At 38.4% G+C, this 20,165-nt stretch carries 19 protein-coding genes and 1 riboswitch; of the genes, 13 read left to right on the forward strand and 6 right to left on the reverse strand.

Annotation, left to right across the window (positions count from 1 at the left end):
- Positions 1-54 precede the first annotated feature (54 nt).
- Positions 55-2,247 (forward strand): YheC/YheD family protein, encoded by a 2,193-nt coding sequence (locus MHI22_RS01725; protein WP_340810875.1) that lies wholly within the window; start codon positions 55-57, stop codon positions 2,245-2,247.
- A 188-nt stretch (positions 2,248-2,435) separates the two neighbouring features.
- Here the strand turns inward: MHI22_RS01725 and MHI22_RS01730 are convergent, their stop codons facing one another.
- Positions 2,436-3,647 carry an ATP-grasp domain-containing protein gene (locus MHI22_RS01730; RefSeq protein ID WP_036116881.1) on the reverse strand — a complete coding sequence of 404 codons (1,212 nt, stop codon included), beginning with the start codon at positions 3,645-3,647 and terminating at the stop codon, positions 2,436-2,438.
- Positions 3,648-3,787: 140 nt separating this feature from the next.
- Between MHI22_RS01730 and MHI22_RS01735 the strand changes: the two genes are divergently transcribed.
- Both MHI22_RS01735 and MHI22_RS01740 read left to right on the forward strand, forming a co-directional pair.
- Positions 3,788-5,182 carry a UDP-N-acetylmuramoyl-tripeptide--D-alanyl-D-alanine ligase gene (locus tag MHI22_RS01735; protein WP_330494054.1) on the forward strand — a complete coding sequence of 465 codons (1,395 nt, stop codon included), beginning with the start codon at positions 3,788-3,790 and terminating at the stop codon, positions 5,180-5,182.
- A 146-nt stretch (positions 5,183-5,328) separates the two neighbouring features.
- A complete protein-coding gene (locus MHI22_RS01740) occupies positions 5,329-6,717 on the forward strand; it encodes a UDP-N-acetylmuramoyl-tripeptide--D-alanyl-D-alanine ligase (RefSeq protein ID WP_340810877.1) in 1,389 nt (462 codons plus the stop codon).
- Positions 6,718-6,759: 42 nt separating this feature from the next.
- Here the strand turns inward: MHI22_RS01740 and MHI22_RS01745 are convergent, their stop codons facing one another.
- From MHI22_RS01745 to MHI22_RS01760, 4 genes are all read right to left on the reverse strand, one after another.
- A complete protein-coding gene (locus tag MHI22_RS01745) occupies positions 6,760-8,115 on the reverse strand; it encodes a C40 family peptidase (RefSeq protein WP_058844939.1) in 1,356 nt (451 codons plus the stop codon).
- 263 nt (positions 8,116-8,378) lie between these two features.
- Entirely contained in the window at positions 8,379-9,308 is a 930-nt protein-coding gene (locus MHI22_RS01750; RefSeq protein ID WP_340812689.1) for an IS3 family transposase, read from the reverse strand.
- Positions 9,206-9,763: a helix-turn-helix domain-containing protein gene (locus MHI22_RS01755; RefSeq protein WP_141903571.1), complete on the reverse strand. Its 558-nt coding sequence runs from the start codon at positions 9,761-9,763 to the stop codon at positions 9,206-9,208. The genes MHI22_RS01750 and MHI22_RS01755 overlap by 103 nt, the downstream gene beginning before the upstream one ends.
- A 62-nt stretch (positions 9,764-9,825) precedes the next feature.
- Positions 9,826-10,191, reverse strand: a complete 366-nt coding sequence (locus MHI22_RS01760) for a VOC family protein (protein WP_271912996.1) — start codon at positions 10,189-10,191, stop codon at positions 9,826-9,828.
- A gap of 1,221 nt (positions 10,192-11,412) precedes the next feature.
- Between MHI22_RS01760 and MHI22_RS01765 the strand changes: the two genes are divergently transcribed.
- Positions 11,413-11,688, forward strand: a complete 276-nt coding sequence (locus MHI22_RS01765) for a hypothetical protein (protein WP_340810878.1) — start codon at positions 11,413-11,415, stop codon at positions 11,686-11,688.
- On the opposite strand, the gene MHI22_RS01770 is transcribed toward MHI22_RS01765, so the two are convergent.
- Entirely contained in the window at positions 11,636-12,181 is a 546-nt protein-coding gene (locus MHI22_RS01770) for a hypothetical protein (RefSeq protein WP_036117815.1), read from the reverse strand. The two genes, MHI22_RS01765 and MHI22_RS01770, sit on opposite strands and share 53 nt — an antisense overlap.
- 162 nt (positions 12,182-12,343) lie before the next feature.
- Positions 12,344-12,535, forward strand: a riboswitch (cobalamin riboswitch).
- Between the two features lie 30 nt (positions 12,536-12,565).
- On the opposite strand from MHI22_RS01770, the gene MHI22_RS01775 reads away from it, so the two are divergent.
- The 9 genes from MHI22_RS01775 (at position 12,566) to MHI22_RS01815 (ending at position 20,064) form a co-directional block, all read left to right on the forward strand.
- Complete coding sequence (locus MHI22_RS01775; protein ID WP_255358843.1) at positions 12,566-12,688, forward strand: hypothetical protein; 123 nt, start codon at positions 12,566-12,568, stop codon at positions 12,686-12,688.
- Between the two features lie 63 nt (positions 12,689-12,751).
- Positions 12,752-12,928, forward strand: a complete 177-nt coding sequence (locus tag MHI22_RS01780; RefSeq protein ID WP_170829809.1) for a hypothetical protein — start codon at positions 12,752-12,754, stop codon at positions 12,926-12,928.
- Positions 12,929-13,036: 108 nt separating this feature from the next.
- Entirely contained in the window at positions 13,037-13,660 is a 624-nt protein-coding gene (locus MHI22_RS01785; protein WP_089932573.1) for a TetR/AcrR family transcriptional regulator, read from the forward strand.
- A 16-nt stretch (positions 13,661-13,676) separates the two neighbouring features.
- Positions 13,677-14,696, forward strand: a complete 1,020-nt coding sequence (locus MHI22_RS01790; protein WP_340810880.1) for a 2,3-butanediol dehydrogenase — start codon at positions 13,677-13,679, stop codon at positions 14,694-14,696.
- Positions 14,697-14,886: 190 nt separating this feature from the next.
- Complete coding sequence (locus tag MHI22_RS01795; protein ID WP_058845271.1) at positions 14,887-16,248, forward strand: PepSY-associated TM helix domain-containing protein; 1,362 nt, start codon at positions 14,887-14,889, stop codon at positions 16,246-16,248.
- Positions 16,249-16,426: 178 nt separating this feature from the next.
- Entirely contained in the window at positions 16,427-17,905 is a 1,479-nt protein-coding gene (locus MHI22_RS01800) for a sensor histidine kinase (RefSeq protein ID WP_036117805.1), read from the forward strand.
- Complete coding sequence (locus MHI22_RS01805; protein ID WP_340810882.1) at positions 17,883-18,569, forward strand: response regulator transcription factor; 687 nt, start codon at positions 17,883-17,885, stop codon at positions 18,567-18,569. Before MHI22_RS01800 ends, MHI22_RS01805 begins: the two co-directional genes overlap by 23 nt.
- Before the next feature lie 144 nt (positions 18,570-18,713).
- Positions 18,714-19,424, forward strand: coding sequence for an ankyrin repeat domain-containing protein (locus tag MHI22_RS01810; protein WP_082673785.1), 711 nt, complete (start codon positions 18,714-18,716; stop codon positions 19,422-19,424).
- Positions 19,425-19,599: 175 nt separating this feature from the next.
- Positions 19,600-20,064: a hypothetical protein gene (locus MHI22_RS01815; protein WP_340810883.1), complete on the forward strand. Its 465-nt coding sequence runs from the start codon at positions 19,600-19,602 to the stop codon at positions 20,062-20,064.
- Positions 20,065-20,165: the final 101 nt, after the last annotated feature.

The following is a 20,165-nucleotide window of genomic DNA, read 5'->3' on the forward strand; positions in this document are numbered from 1 at the left end:
AGCATCTGTCTATATGTGAGGGATACAAAGTGAATGTAATAGAGAGAGAATCTAATGAAAGGAAGTTTAACTATGACGATTATTGGTATGCTGCATCATCGACTTGATCCAACTACAGTTCTCAAGTCATATGCCTATGCAGCAGTTGCGAAAGCAGAAGGGGCAAAGTTTTTTTACTTCACCCCTAAAAGTGTTGACTTTGCCAAACGCTCCATTCAAGCAAAGGTCTATGAGAATGGCGAGTGGCAGGAAAAAACGATGCCCTTTCCTGATGTGATCTATAATGCAGGGAGCCCAGAGAAATTATCTGTTTCCAAAGATATTATCGATCGTTTAAAAGAAGAGATTCCATTTACGACCTATTCGATAGGGAATAAATGGAATGTCATGAAGCGATTGAAGGAAGCAAAGGAATTTGAACAGTATTTGATTCCATCGGAAATTGTAAAGGATGTCGATTTATTTCACAAGTTCATTAATTATTATAAACGGGTTGTCTTCAAGCCGATTGATGGACGTAAGGGGAAGGGCATTTATTTTATTACGAAGGCGGGAACTAAGCATTTCGAGGTTCGAAAGGATAGCACCAATACGGTTTATTCAAAGCCTCAATTAGATGCATTGATAAAGGAGCAGCTTGCGTCTGGTACGTTTATTATGCAGCCCTATATTCAATCGGTCACAAAGTCGGGTCAGGTTTATGATTTCCGTTTGCATGTTCAGAAAAATGGTGAAGGAAAATGGGTAGTGACGACAGTGTACCCACGAATTGCACCAAATGGTTCCATCATACCGAATATTAATAATGGGGGCTATACGAATTATTTAGATCCATTTTTAGAACAGGAATTTAAGGAAGAGGCTTATAATATTCGGCGAATGCTGGAGCATTTCTCCTTAGCGCTAGCTCATCACCTGGATGAAATTCAAATGGTGAAGTTTGGGGAAGTGATTGATGAAATTGGGATTGATGTTGGCCTAGATCAGCAGCAAAAAATTTGGATGTATGAGGTCAATTGGCGACCAGGCTGTCCTCCTGCCTTTTACTTGGAGCTAGATGTGGTCATTCATTCCATCCGCTATGCGATGTATCTTGCGAAAAATCAAAAACCTCTAAAAAAGAAAATTGTCCAACAAAAAAGTAAGCAACAGGCTGACAAGAAAAACTTGCCGATTATTGCCATTACGGGAAGTGCAGGCAAAACAACAACAAAGGCATTTGTCGGCTCGATTTTATCGAAAAAGTGGAATGTTTTTGAGTCGAAGGATTATTGGAATACGACTGAGCATACGAAAAAGCATAAGGAAGAAATCAATGATACACATCAGGCTGTCGTATTAGAGTATGGTATGGCCTACCCAGGTATTATTACCAACCACTGTAGTATAATTCAGCCGAATATTAGTATTGTAACGAATATTGGCTTAGCGCATGTGGGGAACTTTGATGGGGATGTAAGAGGCGTTGCCAAGGCGAAATCCGAATTGATTCATGGTATGGATCAGCAGGGCTTACTCATTGTCAATCAAGATGATGACAATTCCAGATACTTAGAGACAGAGCAATTTAAAGGGAAAATCTTGACGGTGGGTATTAAAAAAGAAGCCGATTATCGTGCCTATGATTTGCAGTATAAGGATATTGGCATGTCCTTTAAAATGAAGCTACATGGGGAAGAAATCGAAATGTATATTCCAATTTTAGGGGAACATCATGTTTACAATGCGCTCAATGCAGTGGCAGTGGCAGATCTTTTAGGGTTCACGCCCTTTGAAATTCAGGCGGGGCTCAACTTTAAAAAACCACCAAGACGTTTAACGATCTATAACTTGCGTGATGATATTACGGTCATTGATGATACGGTTCACTCTCATCCACAAGGGGTTCGAGCTGCGATTGATGTACTAACGAATATCGCGAAGGAACGGAAAGTAGCGATTATTGGACAAATGCGAGAGCTCGGCGTCTTGAGGGAGGAAGAATATAAAAAGGTTGGGGAGTACATTTACGAGGTAGGCATTGATGAATTCATTACCTATGGCTTTAGGACGGAAGAAATGAGCAATGCCGCCATTGTGAAGGGCATGGACCCATCCAAGGTACATCATTTTATCAATAAAGACGAATTGCATGTCCTACTAGAAACATTGGTAGAGCCTCATGATACCATTCTTGTAAAAGGTGCTAGTAAAACGAATATGTTTGAAACTGTGAAATTTTTAGACGAAACGTTTAAGGAAGAATGAAGTATGCTCTGATGTAATTGCGGCTGACGCTTCGCTTCCGTGCAGATACAATAATGCGTCCAACTTCATATTGAATAATGAACAGACCTGCATCGTGCAGGTCTCTCTTTCATGATATCTGTCAAATCAAGATAAAAAAGCCCGAGTAACTGTCCACTGGCAAGCGGCAATTATTCGGGATATTTTTTTCAAACTCTCAAAATAAATTTAATTTCTTTTGCTGCATTTGTTGCATGATTTCTAGCTTCCCTCAATGTTGACCCTTCTGCAATTACATAAGCATAACGATGTCCCATCGATAAAGGTGGCATTAGCAGTGTCCCTTTTCTCGGTTTGACATACACTTCTACGACACCTGTTGATCTTGTCGCTCTTGCCTTGCCAATCACCTTCTCTAAAATGCCTTTACTTTCCACAATAACATATTTTGTATAAACAAATTTTTTATGTCTTGGCTCGAGATTAGGCTGTTCACCAAGTAATAGTTTCAATGTTTCTTCCACTAAACTAAATCCTAGTGCTGCCTGTAGCATATTGTTCATGGCACCACCAGAAATCCGTGGATTGATTTCGATAAGCTTCCAACCATTTTGCGTTAATCGAAGCTCTAAATGGAGTGCTCCATTTTCGATATCAAAGGCCTTCACAATGGAATGGAGTACCTCTTCGATTCCTGATTGGATGTCTTGCGGAGCTTTCACTAAAACACCGTAGCCTGTAATAATAAATCGTTTTCCTTGCGTAATTTCCTGTTCAATAATGCCAATGACATGTGGTTGTTGTTGGTACACAACCGCTTCTACTAAATATTGTGGACCATCCAAATATTCTTCAATCATGATGGATTCGTAGGGGTTTTTACTGCGTAATGCTTTGAGGTGATGATTAAGTTGCTCTGCATCTGTTGCTAATAATACATCTTTTGAACCTGTTGATTTTGGTGATTTTACGATTAATGGGAAGGTCAAATTTTTAGCAATAGGTTCCTGGGGCTTCAGAAGTGAAAACTTTGGTGAGTATGGTTGGTCTTTTAAAAAATTTCTTGTTTTCTCTTTATCCTCCATCATTTCAATAGCAGTGGAGGATGCATAGTTATGACAAAATTCATCACATAGCATAGAAGCAACATGGACAAATGGATCAACAAAACTAACGATACTTTTAATCTCTAATCCGGTTTTCCCTAGTTTATCAATTTCCTCTTTCATTCTCTCTATATTCAAAGTATCAATGAGTATCATTTTGTGGATGTCGGGGTAGGCACGTCGCTGCTGAAGTTGTTTTTCATTATTTGTGAAAAGTACTGTGAAGTAGCCTAGTTTTTCTGCTGCTCTTGTTGCTTCACGACTAGACCCGGATTTGTTTGTACCGATAAATACAATGGCTTTCAGGTATATCACTCCTTCTATTGGTACTTAGATACTTAATCACCTTTATATATATGCAGTGAAATAGTTTTCTTCTAGTTATGTATCTTGTCTACATCCAAGCAACTTTTAAGAGGTTACATATACTAGAAAAGAAAGGAGGGAGAAAAGATATGAAGCCTCTTTCGGTGAAAAATTTAGCAATGATTACGGCAGGCTATCTAGTGCAAGGGTCAGAGGATGTACTGATTCAGCATGGGGCTTATCGATTAAAACAAGTGAAAAAGTCCAATACGGCACTATTTACAAGTAAACGTATTGTGAATTGGAAAAGTCTTGAGCCGCTTTCTCCTCTAGTGCTAGTGACCGATAGAGCTTATCGGCCAAATGACATTCCAAACCAAGTCATTATGATACAGGTAGCGAATGCAGAAGAGGCCTATTGGAAATTTGTTCATTTTTATCGCAATCAGTTTCATATTCCGATTGTAGCGATTACAGGTACTTCAGGTAAAACAACGACAAAAGAGATGATTAAACATCTTCTTTCTGCTGATCGGAAAGTGACAGCAACGACATTAAGCAGTAATTCTAGAACCGCTTCATTGCAATATTTATTGGGCATTGAGGAAGAAACAGAGGCAGCCGTCTTTGAAACAGCAGTTGGCTCGCCAGGAGATGTCACGAATGCGGGAAAATATTTTAAACCGACCATAGGAATTATTACTAATATCGGAGCTCACCACTTAAACTATTGCAAAACATTAGAAGGCTATATACAAGCAAAGGGAGAAATGCTAGATATCATTCACCCCAAAGGTACATTAATTATTAATGCGGAAGATAGCAATACGCAGAAGCTAGATATTTCTAGATTCCGTGGTCGTTTGCTTAAAGTAGGGAAGCATGAGTCCTGTGATTTTCGAGCAAGTCATATCCACTACTATCAAAAGGGGATGAAATTCGTTCTTCAGCACAATAAAAAAAGCTATGACATTCTTGTGCCAGGATTTGGAGAACACCAGGTCTATAATGCGCTTGCTGCCATCGCAGCCGTCTATGACATGGGAATGCCCATTCCAGTCGCAGCCAAACTACTCCAATCATTCCGTCAATTGAAAAAACAATTACAACTTTTTGAGGGCATCAATCATTCCATGCTATTGGATGATACCTGGAGTATTACAACCACTTCCTTGGAGGCAGCCTTAAAAGTGTTGAATGAGCTAGGAGATGGCAAGAAAAAGATTGCTGTCATTGGTACGATTACCGACTTAGGTTCATGGGGTTATATTATTCACGAGCAAGCGGGGGAATTAATAAAACGCATTGGCGTGGATGTCTTGATTACCATAGGGGAGCATGCAAGGATTATGGCTGATCATGCAGTCAAGTTAGGATTTAGCGAGTCGGTCTATACATTTAAAAATAGTACACTCGTCTATCCGTTATTGCAGAAGATTGTCGATGACAATACGATTGTGCTCATAAAGGGAGATATGTATAGCAAACAGATTTCTAAACTAGCAGCGGAGCTAAAGCTGAAACCTACCCCACCTGCTGATTAGTCAGCTTCTTTCTATATAGGATATTGACTGTGCCACATAGAAGAACATTCTAATAAGGTATAGTAATTGATCAGAATATAACACGCTGAATCAAGAGAAGGAGTAAGTCATGTACAAGATTGATAAAGAGAGGAGGCGCAGTACACTTGCAACCCATTAGTGTGCAAAAACTTAGAACCGTTCTACAAGGAAAGCTCATTCATGGATCAGAACAATGGTCTGTGCAGCAGGCCATTTACTATAATCGGCATGACCTAACAAAAAGTCATTCCCTCATGTTTGTTAGTCGAAACGATAAAATCAACTGGCAAGAGGTTGATCGGAAGGGACCGTCTTTAATCATCTCCGATAAATCGTCTACAGAATTGAAAAGCGCTTTAGCTAATACAACCGTTTTACAAGTGAAAAGTGTTGCACAGGCCTACTGGACATTTATCGAGTATTATCGTGGTCTTTTTCAAATTCCTGTTGTGGCTTTAACAGGAACTTGTGGTAAAACAACGACAAAAGAGATGCTAAAACATATCGCTAGTAAGCATTGGCAAGTGCAGGCATCCGTTAGCAGTAAAAACGAGCCAAGGCAATCATTGCCTTATTTAACGGGTATTGAAGAAAAAACACAAGCCGCTATCTTTGAATTAGGTTTAGGCAACACAGGGAATATTAAACATCAGTGTATGATCTATCAACCGACTATTGGTATTATTACAAATATTGGTGTGCATCATTTAGATGGCTGTCTCAACCTAGAAGGCTATATAAAGGCCAAGGCAGAAATTGTGGAAGGCATTAAGGAAGATGGTACGTTAATTATTAATGCCGATGATACCAACATCAAAAAAATTTCGCTGAAAAAGTTTAAGGGGAAAATTATTAAGTTTGGTTTACATGAGACGGCAGACTTTAAAGCGACGAATGTAGAGTTTGCCAATACGGGCATGAAGTTTACTTTAGAAGTAGATGCTATTACGTACAATGTATTTGTCCCTGGCTACGGAGAGCATCAAGTCTATAATGCATTAGCCGCGATTGCAGCTTGTCGTGAAATGGGGCTGACAATTCGTCAGGCTATAGCTGGGTTACGAACGTTTAAACAGATGGCAAGACATTTAGAATTTACGACAGGGCTTGGTGACAGTACGATTATTGATGATACGTGGACAAATAACCCGACATCTGTAGAGGCAGCCTTAAAAGTGCTAGATATGGTAGGAAAAGAGAAGAAAGTCATTCTCGTTCTAGGGGATATTAAACGATTAGGTAATTTTGAAGAAAAATACCATCGCGAAATTGGCTCCATGGTAGCAGAAAGAAAGATTGATACATTAATTACCATCGGCAAAAGGGCGGAAAAGATTGCCGATCAAGCTCAAAAAGATGGAACCAGCGCAGAGGTTCATACGTTTAAAGAGGTAACAGGCGTTTTAGAATTATTGAAACCAAAGCTCGATGCAGACACAATTGTCCTAATAAAAGGACCAATGTCGAGTAGATCAATGATTGAATTTGCCAATACGCTTAAAAACTCATCCTAGCAAAAAAGGGTGTCTCAACCTCATTGAGACACCCAACCATTCTTATTTTAAAACACGTCGAGCTGTTACAAAATTCTTTTGTGCCCAAGTGGAAGAAATGTTTTGTTTCACAATACCATTAGTAGTCATACTAATATATTGATTATTTCCTAAATAAATACCAGTTTGCGTGATATCTTGTCCACCATTATTCGTTGAGAAGAACAGTAAATCACCTTTTTGAAGCTGTGATTTTTGGATACGTGTCCCTACTAAAGCTTGCTTACTTGCTAGCTTATCCTTTAAATCAATACCATGCTTTTTAAAGACATAGTACGTAAAACCAGCACTTGTAAAAGTCAGTGCACTTTCGTTGTACGTATAGCCGAATTTTGCTTTGCTTGTTAACCCGGTAGCTGTTGCAATAATTTGATTGGCTGAAGTACTAGCTGAAGGTGCACTTACACTGGGAGATGAGTTGGAATCAGAGAAAACGCGCTTCGCTGTAATATAATGTTCAGTATAATAATCTACAAATAACACTCTTGTCATCACACCGTCTGAATTAGGAATGATGATTCGATGATCGCCCGCATAAATCCCTACAAGCGAAGGTGTCTTAGAGCCTTTAACACTATTAAAGAAGACTAAATCGCCCTTTCTCAAATTAGCACGAGCCACTGTTGATCCTTGGTTCATTAAATTGCTTAACGTAGTAGCGCCGAGTGTCACGCCACTTTTACGATAGATGAAATCAACAAATGCTGGAGCTGTGAAGCGTAGGCTTGACTCGCTTGTTGAAGTGCCAATCGTTACTTTGTTTTTATACGTCAGGGCATTCTCTACAATTTTATCGCCTTTTGTTGCAGGATTGGCTGATAGTAGGGTAGGCAATACTCTACGTGCAGATACATAGTTTTCTGTATAATACGGCTTACTGTTTAAATCAGAAATGACAATATTTTGTTTGGAATCAGCCATGTGGATGATTTTATTGTCACCGATATACATGCCGACATGATCGGGGTCAGTCCCTGTTTTTTTACTTTTAAAGAACACTAAATCGCCTTTTTGTAATTGGTTCCTTGCTACATATGTCCCTTGCTGAATCATATAATTTTCATTATATGTCCCAAGGTCTACACCATTTTTCTCAAAGATGTACATTAAAAATGAAGCACAAGAAAATTTATATGGATATGTAGACTTGTAAACCGAATTGCTATATGTCGCTTGACCCATCAAGCTTTTCCCTGTCTGAATGAGTTGATCTGCTTTCGCTGCAACAGCCTGTGCGTTGTTTTGAGCATTTGTTGTAGCAGCCTCGACCTGTATCGGCTGGATGGCTGTGTGCACCATTCCGAATGAACTGAAGCCAATTGTTAAGGCAAGTGTTGTAGATAAAAATCGTTTATTCATGTTGTTATAACCTCCTGAAGCATCTAGTAGAATTTCTCCTGTATAGCTTTGCCATGGAAATAATCGTAGCATGAAAATAGAGGGCTTCCGGGAGGTAAATGTTACCAGGGTAACTAGAGGGAGGGCTTCAACACTTGCTATAAAAGGCTTTATCAAGGGAATTTACAGTTTTATTACAAATGTTTCAGCAAGATGTAATATGGAACAGTTCCATGAAAAAACTGCCCTAATAGGTAGTGACCCCTTAAAGTTAGAGTTTTTATTTATGCAGCTAATTGGCTGGCATGAGTTCGGTATTTTACCGGACTCATGCCGGCCAATTTTTGTTTAATACGTTCGTTGTTATAGTAGTGGATATATTTTTCAATTTTCTTTTTTAACACGTCATATGAGACTAATTCTTCCCCGTGATACATTTCTTGTTTGAGTAAGCCAAAGAAGTTTTCCATTGCTGCATTGTCTGCACACGTTGCTTTGCGAGACATGCTTTGGAAAATCTTGTTCTGCTTTAATGTTTTCACCCATTTATTATGTTGATAGTGCCAGCCTTGATCTGAATGGATTGTTGTTCGATATTCTGCACGTTCTCGAATGACTGGAAGGGCTTGTTTCAATGAGTCCAGCACAAAATCCATTGTAGGCCGTTTAGACATACTGAACCCAATAACCTCTCCGTTATATAAGTCCATAATTGGGCTCAGATATAGTTTTTCATCATCTGTACATTTGAATTCAGTTACGTCTGTCACCACTTTTTGTACGGCGTAATGCGTATAGAAACGGCGATTTAAACGATTTTTCGCCACTTTTCCAACCGTACCTTTATACGATTTATAGCGCGACTTGCGGACGAATTTCTCACATTTCAAATCTAATTCCTGCATAATGCGCTGTACTTTTTTGTGATTAATGATGTAGCCTTGCGCTTTTAACTCCGTATGTATACGACGATAGCCATATCGTCCTTCATGTTTCTTAAACGTCTCTAAAATCAACGTTTGCCATCCCTTATCTGGATCTTCCTGATGCAGTTGCTTGATGTGATAATGATACGTAGCTTCTGGAATATCTACACGCATTAAAATGTCTTTTAATCGGAATCCTTCTTCTTTGAGTTCAAAGGCAATGACTGCTTGTGCTTTCCGAGGAATGCTTCCGGGTTCTCTCGAAAAGCCTTCAACTTTTTTAAGTATGCCACCTCTAGACGAAGCAGTTCATTTTCACGTTCTAACTGCTCCTCACGTGACATTTCTTTTTCTTGTTTAGTTGGTTTTGATTTTTTCGACATAGATGGGCGCCCCTTTGCTTTTTCTTGCAGGCCCTCTATCCCTTCTTCCAGAAATTTTTGGTTCCATTTAGCGATTAAACGTGGATTGTTCATCTTAAATTGAATCGCTGTCTCTTGATAGGAAGCACCTGTTTGTTTCATAAAGTGTAATACATCTACTTTAAATTGAACAGAATAGACTTCCTTACTTCTTTTTCGTTTAATACCATTATTCCCATATGCTTTGTAGGCAGCTACCCATGTTCTAATTGCTGTATTAGATGGAATGGAATATTTTTTAGCTAATCGTTTAAGACCTATTTTTCCTGTTAAATACTCTTTCACAACCTTTAACTTAAATTCATCGCTATATTTTGCCATAAAAAAACACCCCAAAAGTTTTTTACTCTAACTTTTGGGGTGCAGCACCATAGCAGGGCAGTTTATCTTAATTTTTGAATCATTTCGACGCGATTACCAAACGGATCTCGAAATTCAAATCGCTCATAATGAGGGATTGGCACAGAATCCAGTATGTCTATTTGATGTTCTGCTAGTTTCCTCTTCCAGTACTCAATATCTTCTACTTGATACGCAATATGCGCCTTTGTTGTCAAGCGATCAAAGCCATCTTCCGTGCCCACATGAACCTCCTGCTGACCAAGCTGTAACCAGAATCCGCCTCGTCCCTTCAGCGACCCAGGCTTCTCCAATTCCTGCAAACCTAAAACCTGACAATAAAAAGCTTTCCCCTGCTCCTCTAATCCTTGTGGAATGGTAATTTGCACATGATGTAAACCGATAATCATCTCATAATGCCCCCTTTTTCTTTAAGTATAGTTTAATTTTTGAATATTTAAAATGTTAGCAATGGGAAAGTGATGGATAGCTTTTCAAAAGAGGAGGATAGAATCTTCGAAGAGAAGGATAACCTTCAAACAGAAGGAAAGCCCATTAAAAGTGATGGATAAAATCTCAAAAGAGGTGGATAGAACCTTCTAAGTGCAGGATAATCCATCAAAAGAAGTGGATAAAACCTGCAAAGAGAAGGATAACCCTCAAACAGGAGGATAGAACCTTCTAAGTGCAGGATAATCCATCAAAAGAAGTGGATAAAACCTGCAAAGAGAAGGATAACCTTCAAACTGGTGGATAGAATCTTCTAAGTGCAGGATAACCTATCAAAAGAGGTGGATAAAACCTGGAAAGAGAGGGATAACCCATCAAAAGAGGAGGATAGAACCCCTGAAGAAAAGGATAACCCTCAAAGAGGTGGATAGCACCTTCGAAGAGAAGGAGAACCTATCAAAAGAAGTGGATAAAACCTGCAAAGAGAAGGATAACCCTCAAACAGGGGGATAGAACCTTCTAAGTGCAGGATAATCCATCAAAAGAAGTGGATAAAACCTGCAAAGAGAAGGATAACCCTCAAACAGGGGGATAGAACCTTCTAAGTGCAGGATAATCCATCAAAAGAAGTGGATAAAACCTGCAAAGAGAAGGATAACCTTCAAACTGGTGGATAGAATCTTCTAAGTGCAGGATAACCTATCAAAAGTAGTAGATAAAACCTGCAAAGAGAAGGATAACCCTCAAACAGGAGGATAGCACCTTCTAAGTGAAGGATAAAATCTCAAAAGAGGTGGATAGAACCTTCGAAGAGAAGGATAATCCATCAAAAGAAGTGGATAAAACCTGCAAAGAGAAGGATAACCCTCAAACAGGAGGATAGCACCTTCTAAGTGCAGGATAATCTATCAAAAGAAGTGGATAAAACCTGCAAAGAGAAGGATAACCTTCAAACTGGTGGATAGAATCTTCTAAGTGCAGGATAACCTATCAAAAGAGGTGGATAAAACCTGGAAAGAGAGGGATAACCCATCAAAAGAGGAGGATAGAACCCCTGAAGAAAAGGATAACCCTCAAAGAGGTGGATAGCACCTTCGAAGAGAAGGATAACCTATCAAAAGAAGTGGATAAAACCTGCAAAGAGAAGGATAACCCTCAAACAGGGGGATAGAACCTTCTAAGTGAAGGATAAAATCTCAAAAGAGGTGGATAGCACCTTCGAAGAGAAGGATAACCTATCAAAAGAAGTGGATAAAACCTGGAAAGAGAGGGATAACCCATCAAAAGAGGTGGATAGAACCCCTGAAGAGAAGGATAACCATCAAAGTATGGATAGAACTAAAAAAAGGGGGATAGAGCCCCCAAAAGCAAAGGATAGTCACTCATACAACACCTACATATTCGCTATTCTTCAGCTCCAAAAAGATTCAAATTATACTTTTCTGAAAGGGATATGATAGTATTCCATGATTTGTTTAGTTCCTGTAAAGATTGCTCATACTCTTCTTTAGCATTTACTCTATCAATTTGGTATGTTGCATCGACTAATCTAATAGTTGGAAAGTCATGAGAGCTTTTTTTTTCTTTAAAATCAATTATCGCATTATAGAGTTCTTTTTCTTCTGGGGAGCTTGTTTTAGGTTTGAAGTCTATTTTATTATGTGAATAGTCTATTGCATCTTCATAATATGCTTGCTGTTGTGAGAGTGCCTTTTTTATTCCATCGCTGGAATGGGCCATTGAATATGTTTGTGATTCATATAAATTATTCAAGTTATTTATATTATTTTCTTCTATGTTTTTATATTTCGCTTCTACTTGAATATAGTCTTTTAAATCAGCGATAAATTGATCATCGAAGCCTGTCTCATTTTCTTTACTACAGCCAGATAAAAGTAAGATAAAGAGTAAACTTTTCAACAGTAGTATTGCGGTCTTATTGCGTTTCATATGTATTCCTCCTGAAATCTATGTTTCTTTATATGGTAACATAGTAATAAAATAGAAGAAAGTTAAGTGTAAATGGAAGTGCCGATCAAGTCATTACATCTATCACAGTATTTTATGAAGATCGGGTCTGTGCACACAAATCTTTATGGTATAATAATAAAAACGGAATAATAGGATAGAGGTACAAATCAGATTTTAGGATTTGTTTAAAAGGGAAGATCGGTGTAATTCCGACGCTGTCCCGCAACTGTAAATGGGAGCACTTTTCAAAAGGCCACTGTTACGTGTCGTAATGGGAAGGTGAAAGGTGTGATGAACATAAGCCAGGAGACCTGCCTTTATCTAGTACAGCCAAAAAACCTACGCGGATAGGGGGTGTTGAGTGTGACTAGAGAAATTCTCCTGCATGCTCATAGTACGATGACTGCTAAAAAGGTAGCTTCTATGTTGAATAGAAAGCTTATTTCCAGCTGGCAATCACCGTATTATGTCATGTATTTGTCATAGTAGACATCTTTCTAATAAGAGAAAGATGTCTTTTTTATGTAAAACATTAAAGGAGCGGTCCACATGAATCCACAAGTTGTTGAGTATTATGAGAGCCTATTAAAAATTGAAATTATGCAAGAGCCTTATGCTGCAAAGCCTCTAAAGGAGCTTGTTGAACAATATGTTGGGCATGATGCTGCACATGAGCAATCCATTTTAGCAGCGTATACCAATGTTTTAAAAGAATTACTTGGATAGAATGGTTTTGGCTACTTCGTTTTTCGAAGTAGCCATTTTTAATAAGCGCATGCTTTGACAATTAGTACGAGGAGGCGTAAAATTTCGTTGAACAATTGTTTTGAACGTTTGTTCAAAAAAGAGGTGAGTACAGTCGATCAGAAAGAGAACGTATCAAAAGAAAAAAATAAAGAGGTAAAGGATCAAATTTTACAGGCCGCGAAGTCGTTGTTTTCGTCCAGAGGCTATGATGGGACGACGGTGAGACAAATTTGTGATGAGGCAAATGTGTCACTTGCGCTTGTTTCCTATCATTTTGGTGGCAAAGAAAATGTATTTAATGCATTGTTTGAACCGCTACGCCACACCTTTATGAATGCCCATTATGATATCCATGATTCACTTGGTGCACTTCGTAGCTTTTGCCGAAACTTTGTGCTTTATCGCATTCATGAGCATGAATTAATTGATATTTTACAGCAAGAGATTGTTATGAATAGTCCTAGGTTAGAGATGCTTAAAGATGTTTTTTTACCTTCCTGGGAGCAACTTCGGACGATTTTATTAGCTTGTCAGGAGCAGCAGACCATTCGCTTTGAGTCGCTTGATGTTGCGCTGAACTTTATTATGGGGACGTTAATGTACTCCTTGAACAATCCATTTTTAAATCGTTCTTCCTTACAATCAACACCTGAACAAATTGCAGAACATGCAGTCAACTTTGTGTTATACGGTCTTCAAACTAAATCATAAAAAGAAGGTAATTCTAATGAAAGCAGGAAAATTTTACGGTATTCAAGATATTCGAGTAGAGGAAGCACAATTGCCAGCACTAGAACCAGGCATGGTAAAAGTAAAAGTCGCATTTGCAGGAATTTGTGGTAGTGATTTACATGAATATGTAGGGGGTGCCTATGCATTTCGTACACAACCTGTATTAGGTCATGAATTTGCAGGTGTTGTTGTAGAGGTCGCAGCAGGCGTTACTCAAATAAAAATAGGGGATCGTGTAGCAGTGGAGCCACCGATTCCTTGTGGTAAATGTAATAATTGTCGACGTGGGTATACTAACTTATGTAAACGTGGACAATCCTACGGTTATACGATTTCAGGTGGATTTGCTGAATATGCTATTGTGCAGGAAGAAAATATTCACCACCTTCCGGATGACATGAGCCTAGAGCTAGGCGCACTTGTTGAACCTACAGCAGTAGCCGTTCATGCAGTGCGTCAAAGTCAATTAAAGCTGGGCGATACAGCAGCTATTTTTGGCGCAGGTCCTATTGGTTTATTAGTCTTACAGGCTGTGAAGGCAGCGGGGGCAAGTGAAATTTTTGTCGTGGAGGTTTCTGATGAACGACGCCAAAAAGCACTTGAATTAGGCGCAACCTATGTCATCAATCCAATTGACACAGATGCTGTCGCGTTTATTCGTGAAAAAACAAATGGTGGGGTGGATGTTGCGTATGATGCAGCAGGTGTGCAGGCAACGTTTACAAGTGGTGTCAGTGCGGTACATCCAGGCGGCGAATTTAAAATCGTTAGCGTCTGGGAAAGACCAGTAGAATTTAATCCAAATGCGGTCGTTTCTCCAGAAGTGAAAATTAGTGGCTCATTTGCTTATGTTAATATTTTCCCCGAAGTAATTCGTCTACTCGCTCGTGGGGTCATTGATGGTCAAGCTGTTATTACAAGCCAAATCGCTTTAGAGGATATTGTGGAAAAAGGTTTTGAAGCATTAACGAAAGACCGTAGTCAATGTAAAATTCTTGTCAATATGAATCTATAAATCTTACTGAAAATCGTAGCCAAACTTGCGTTAAAACAGGTTTGGCTACCATTATTTTTGGTCTATTAAATAGCATAATACCAATTGGATTACATTTATTTGTCATAAAACTGTCTTTAGGACTTCATTCATATTTCACTTTTACTTTATATAATAAATTTGCTATTTATAAATAGAATGGAGATCAAATATGAAAAATCTGCTTTATTCAAGGTTTTGGCGATTGCATTTTTTCGCAGCACTTTTTATTACACCATTACTGCTATCTCTCACATTAAGCGGGATTGGCTATTTATTTTTCACAGATGTAGAAAATCGATTATATGATGATTACTTCTTTGGCGAAAGCCATAAAGAAGAGGTTTTAACGATTGATGAAGCCGTGGAAAAAGCGGAAGCGGCATTTGCAGGCTACTCCACTACGAAAGTTATTATGCTGGAAGAGCCTTATAATACGCGTTTAACTTTATCAAATGGCAAAGAACAGAAGTACGTATTTTTAGATGATCACAATCAAATGGTTGGTAGTCAGGATGCGAATTATACATTTTCTAATATTATGAGAAATACACACAGCTCCCTATTTATTGGCGGTACTTTTGTCAATTATTTAGTGGAACTAGCGGCATGCTGGACAATCTTTTTATTATTGTCAGGACTTTATATGACATTTAAAGGAAATCTTTTGAAGAAGCCAAAGGCAGAGAATAAACGACAAAAAAGTAAGAGATTGCATGCACTCGTTGGGACAATCATTACAATTCCAATGGTGCTGTTTATTTCTACAGGGCTATTATGGTCTGCTTTTCAAGGGTCGATTCTTGTGAATATAGCTTCAGAAAGTCCAACTTTTGGTTACCCATTATTACAGCAAAAGCCACCAACATCGGATGTCTCTGAAATTCCTTGGGCCACTCGACAATTAGAGGCGCCTATATCAGAAGGTGAACATGCGCAGCATCATGGAGGCGGAGCTGTCCGTTATACAAATGACAGCCAAATTTCGATTGCTGATCTTGAAAAAGAAATCAATGTCATGAATATCACAAAACCTTATTCGATTATTTACCCGTCAAATGAGGAGGGCGTATATACAGTGGCGAAGGCGAGTAATTCAGGTGTAACAGGTCTGGATGTGAAGCCTTCAGCAGAAGCAACGATGTATTTCGATCAATATAGTGGGAAGTTTATCGATCAAGTAAATTATGCTGATTATGGCATGTTGGCTAAATTCTTTACATGGGGCATTCCTTTACATGAAGGTCACTTATTTGGCTGGCCTAATAAGATTCTAAACTTAGTGGTTTGTCTAGCCTTTTTAGCCGTCATTATGTGGGGCATTCGCACATGGATTTTACGTAGAAAAAAAGGGGAGCTTTCTGCACCACCGCAAATTTCTCATAAAATGTCCATGCCGTTTATCATTTTCCTTGTTATTTTAGGCATTATAATGCCGTTATTTGGCGCCTCCTTGATCGCTGTCGTATTGATGGAGCTCATCATTATAGGCTGGCAAACAAAGAAGAAGTTAAGAGCAGAAGAAACTAAATAATGCGAATGGATACGGTACAACAGGATTGTGCCGTATCTTTTTTGTTTATTTCGTTTATATGAACGCAATACTATACTGAAGCTGCAAAAATGTTTATAGATTTTTCAGCCCAATTTTATAAAGTTTTAAGATTTGTATGGTACATTGCTAGTAGTTTCAGCTTATTGGGGGAGTGTAGATGTCAATTAAAACGAGGTTTTTGCTATCTTATGTGGGTGTTATTATCATTGCTATCACGCTTTTACTTGCAGCCGTTTTTCTTTTTTCCTTTGCGATTACGGGTGATATCAAAGCAATAGAGCATTTTTATAAAAAATCCTATGTACAAAAGCCTTTGACGACGGTAGAAGAAAACGCTTTTCTAGATTTAAAATTACTAGCTAAAAATAATCCCCAGCAGCTTTTAGATCTCGAACAGCTAGAAAAAATCAATGCACCTTCGATTGAGATTGTGGTACGAAAAGATCATCAAATTGTTTATTCAACGCAGAAAGAGCATGAACAATTATTACTTCAAAGCTTACCTGGCTTTGAAGCGACCAATATTAATTCACGTGATACCATCATGATTAATCAAGCCTTTTATACGTATGTAAAATTTGATTTTTATTTTCCAGATAAAACCGAGGGAAGTATTTTCGTTTTAAGAGAGGTTAGTTCTCATGCGGAAGTAACGCGTGAACTGTTGCCCATTCTTTTAGGAATCTTATTTGTACTATTTATGATGATTATTGGCTTATTAAATTATTTAGTTTCAAGAAGTATTATTAATCCAATCTCAGCTTTAAAGGATGGGGCTGAACGCATTAAATCGGGCGACTTAGATTTTGAAATTACGTCTCATTCCAATGATGAAATTGGTCAGTTGAATCGATCGTTTGAGGAAATGAGAGTTAAGCTAAAAGAATCAATCCAGCTTCAGCTTCAATATGAGGAAAATCGGAAAGAGCTATTATCGAATATTTCCCATGATTTAAAAACGCCTATGACTTCCATTATCGGCTATGTAGAGGGCATTAAAGATGGCGTGGCTAATACAGAGGAGAAGATGGATAAATATTTAACAACCATCTATACAAAAGCAAAGGATATGGATGTATTAATTGATGAGCTGTTCTTATTTTCTAAATTGGATTTAAAAAAGGTTCCATTCCAAATGGAAAGCGTCAATCTCCAGCAATATATGCATGATTATGTAGAGGATGCGAGCTTTGATTTTATTGCACGAGACATTCATTTACAATATATATCAGCAGGTTCTCCTCTTTTGGCCATGGCTGATCGTGATAAATTAAGACGTGTCCTGTCAAATTTACTAAGCAATAGTGAGAAATATATGGATAAATCCTATAAGCAAATTATTATTTCGTTGCACGAGCGAACTGAGGATGCGATTATTCAGGTAACAGATAATGGTACGGGCATTGATCCTGCTGCGTTACCTCATATTTTTGATCGTTTTTACCGTGCGGAGCCTTCCCGTAATTCGCAAACAGGGGGCAGTGGCTTAGGGTTAGCGATTGCGAAACAAATCGTCCTTGAAATGGGCGGCGACATTTGGGCGAAGAGTGAATTAACGAAGGGAACGAGCATATTCATTTCATTGAAAAAGGCTGAGGAGAAGGGGAGTCATCATGAAAAAAATTCTGTTAATTGAAGATGAAGTGAGCATAGCAGAGCTCCAACGAGATTATTTAGAGATTAATGGTTTTTCAGTAGATATCCATCATAACGGAGACGATGGCCTGAAGCAGGCACTAAAAGGTGATTATGCTTTAATCATTTTGGATATTATGCTGCCTGGGATGAATGGCTTTGATATTTGTAAACAAGTTCGAGCAGTGCACAATATGCCCATTTTATTTGTTTCAGCCAAAAAAGAAGATATTGATAAAATTCGTGGCCTTGGTCTAGGGGCAGATGATTATATTACGAAGCCCTTTAGTCCAAGTGAGCTAGTAGCAAGAGTCAAGGCACATTTAGCCAGGTATGAGCGCCTCGCTACAAATCAGCAAGCAAACAATATGATGTCCATTCATGGCATTACGATCGATACATCTGCTAGAAAGGTTTTTGTCAACGGGGATGAAATTGCCTTTACAACAAAGGAATTTGATTTACTCGTTTTTTTTGTTAAACACCCAAATCAAGTATTAAGTAAAGAGCAGTTATATGAGCGAAACTGGGGCTATGAATCAGCTGCAGATGTTTCGACCGTTACCGTTCATATTCGCAAGCTACGTGAAAAAATTGAACGTGATCCCGCACAGCCAAAGTTTTTGGAAACGGTATGGGGAGCAGGCTATCGTTTCAATGTTTAAGAGCAAAATATCTCGTCCATGTGGCGAGGTATTTTTTTGGCAAATTTTTAGACTTTTTTAAGAAATGGTTAATGGAATATTTAGCATTACCACTTACACTAAAATGAGGAAGACAGCAATAAATCAGAGAGTGTGGTGCAAGGGGTGAAAAAAATACAAACGGTTATGATCGCATTATCATTTTTGCTTCAAGGATGTGCCTCCAACGAATCAGAGGCAATACAGCTTGATAAAGGGGAGAGTGAAGTGGTGAAATCAAATTGGAAGAGTGAACTGTTTAAAGCAGCCGAAATGGGAGATATGGAAGCGTTACAACGTGCTTTGGATCAAAAAGTTGATATCAATGTCCAAGATTCAAACAGCAGAACAGCTTTGATGATTGCAACCTATAATCAGAATGTCGAGGCAGCACAATTATTAATAAATGCTGGGGCCGATGTCAATATACAGGACAATAGGCAAAATACGCCCTTTCTTTATGCTGGAGCAGAAGGCTATCTGGATATATTAAAGATGACGATTCAAGCTGGTGCTGATCCTACTATTTTGAACCGATATGGAGGAACCGCATTAATCCCAGCAGCAGAGCATGGTTATGTGGAGGTCATCGAGGAGTTGTTGCGTAACAGCGACATCGACGTCAATCATGTGAATCATTTAGGATGGACAGCGCTGATGGAGGCGATTGTGTTAAATAACGGCAATCCAACACAGCAAACGGTAATTCAGTTATTGATTGAGCATGGTGCTGATGTGAATATTCCGGATCAAAATAATGTGACACCATTACAACATGCGAGACAGCGAGGATTTAACGAGATTGAACAAATCCTGATTGCAGCGGGAGCGAAGTAATGCAAACTGTAGGGATTTTTTTGAAAGCCCATTACAAATTTTGTAGTGGGCTTGGAAACATTAATTCAGTATACGTATTACCAATTGCAGTTTCAGTACGTCTTTTTTTACACCAACACGGCTATATTTATTAGGATACAGCGATAACGAAGATTTTAAAAAAGGTGGCATAAGAGTGGCGAATAACAGTCGGATTTTTTGTGCTTTACTTGGACTATTGTTTACGCAAACGGCTTGTAGCAACGGTGTGAGAGTTGATTATGAAGAGGAATTTGTAATTTCGGAAACCGCGCAATTAGAAAATGTAAGAGTACTAGAACTGGACACTAATGACGAAGATAATCAAAAGGTACTTAACGTATTTAGAGGAGACTTAAAAGATGGCGTTTATGCTTATGACGAGAATAAGCATAAAACCTATATCTTGATAAATGCCAATACTAGGAATTATGCTGATTATTCGTTTAAATTAGATAAGGAAAATAAAATTCTAACACTTTTCTATACAACTACAGAAGGAAGTGTTACAAATAAAAAAACGCTATTCCTTATAGAAAGTAAAAACAAGCATCCACTTGAGGAAATAAAATTGATTAACAACGGAAATGATGATGGTTTTTTAGGAGTGTATACTAATTAAAGAAGGGCTGACATCATTTATAATTATCCATTGATTGTGTGGCTAAAAATAGCCCCACTTCAAACCAACAATTGCGTGAAGTGGGTAAACTATTAATAATC

Source organism: Lysinibacillus sp. FSL L8-0312 (assembly GCF_038003285.1).
Lineage (GTDB): Bacteria > Bacillota > Bacilli > Bacillales_A > Planococcaceae > Lysinibacillus > Lysinibacillus fusiformis_D.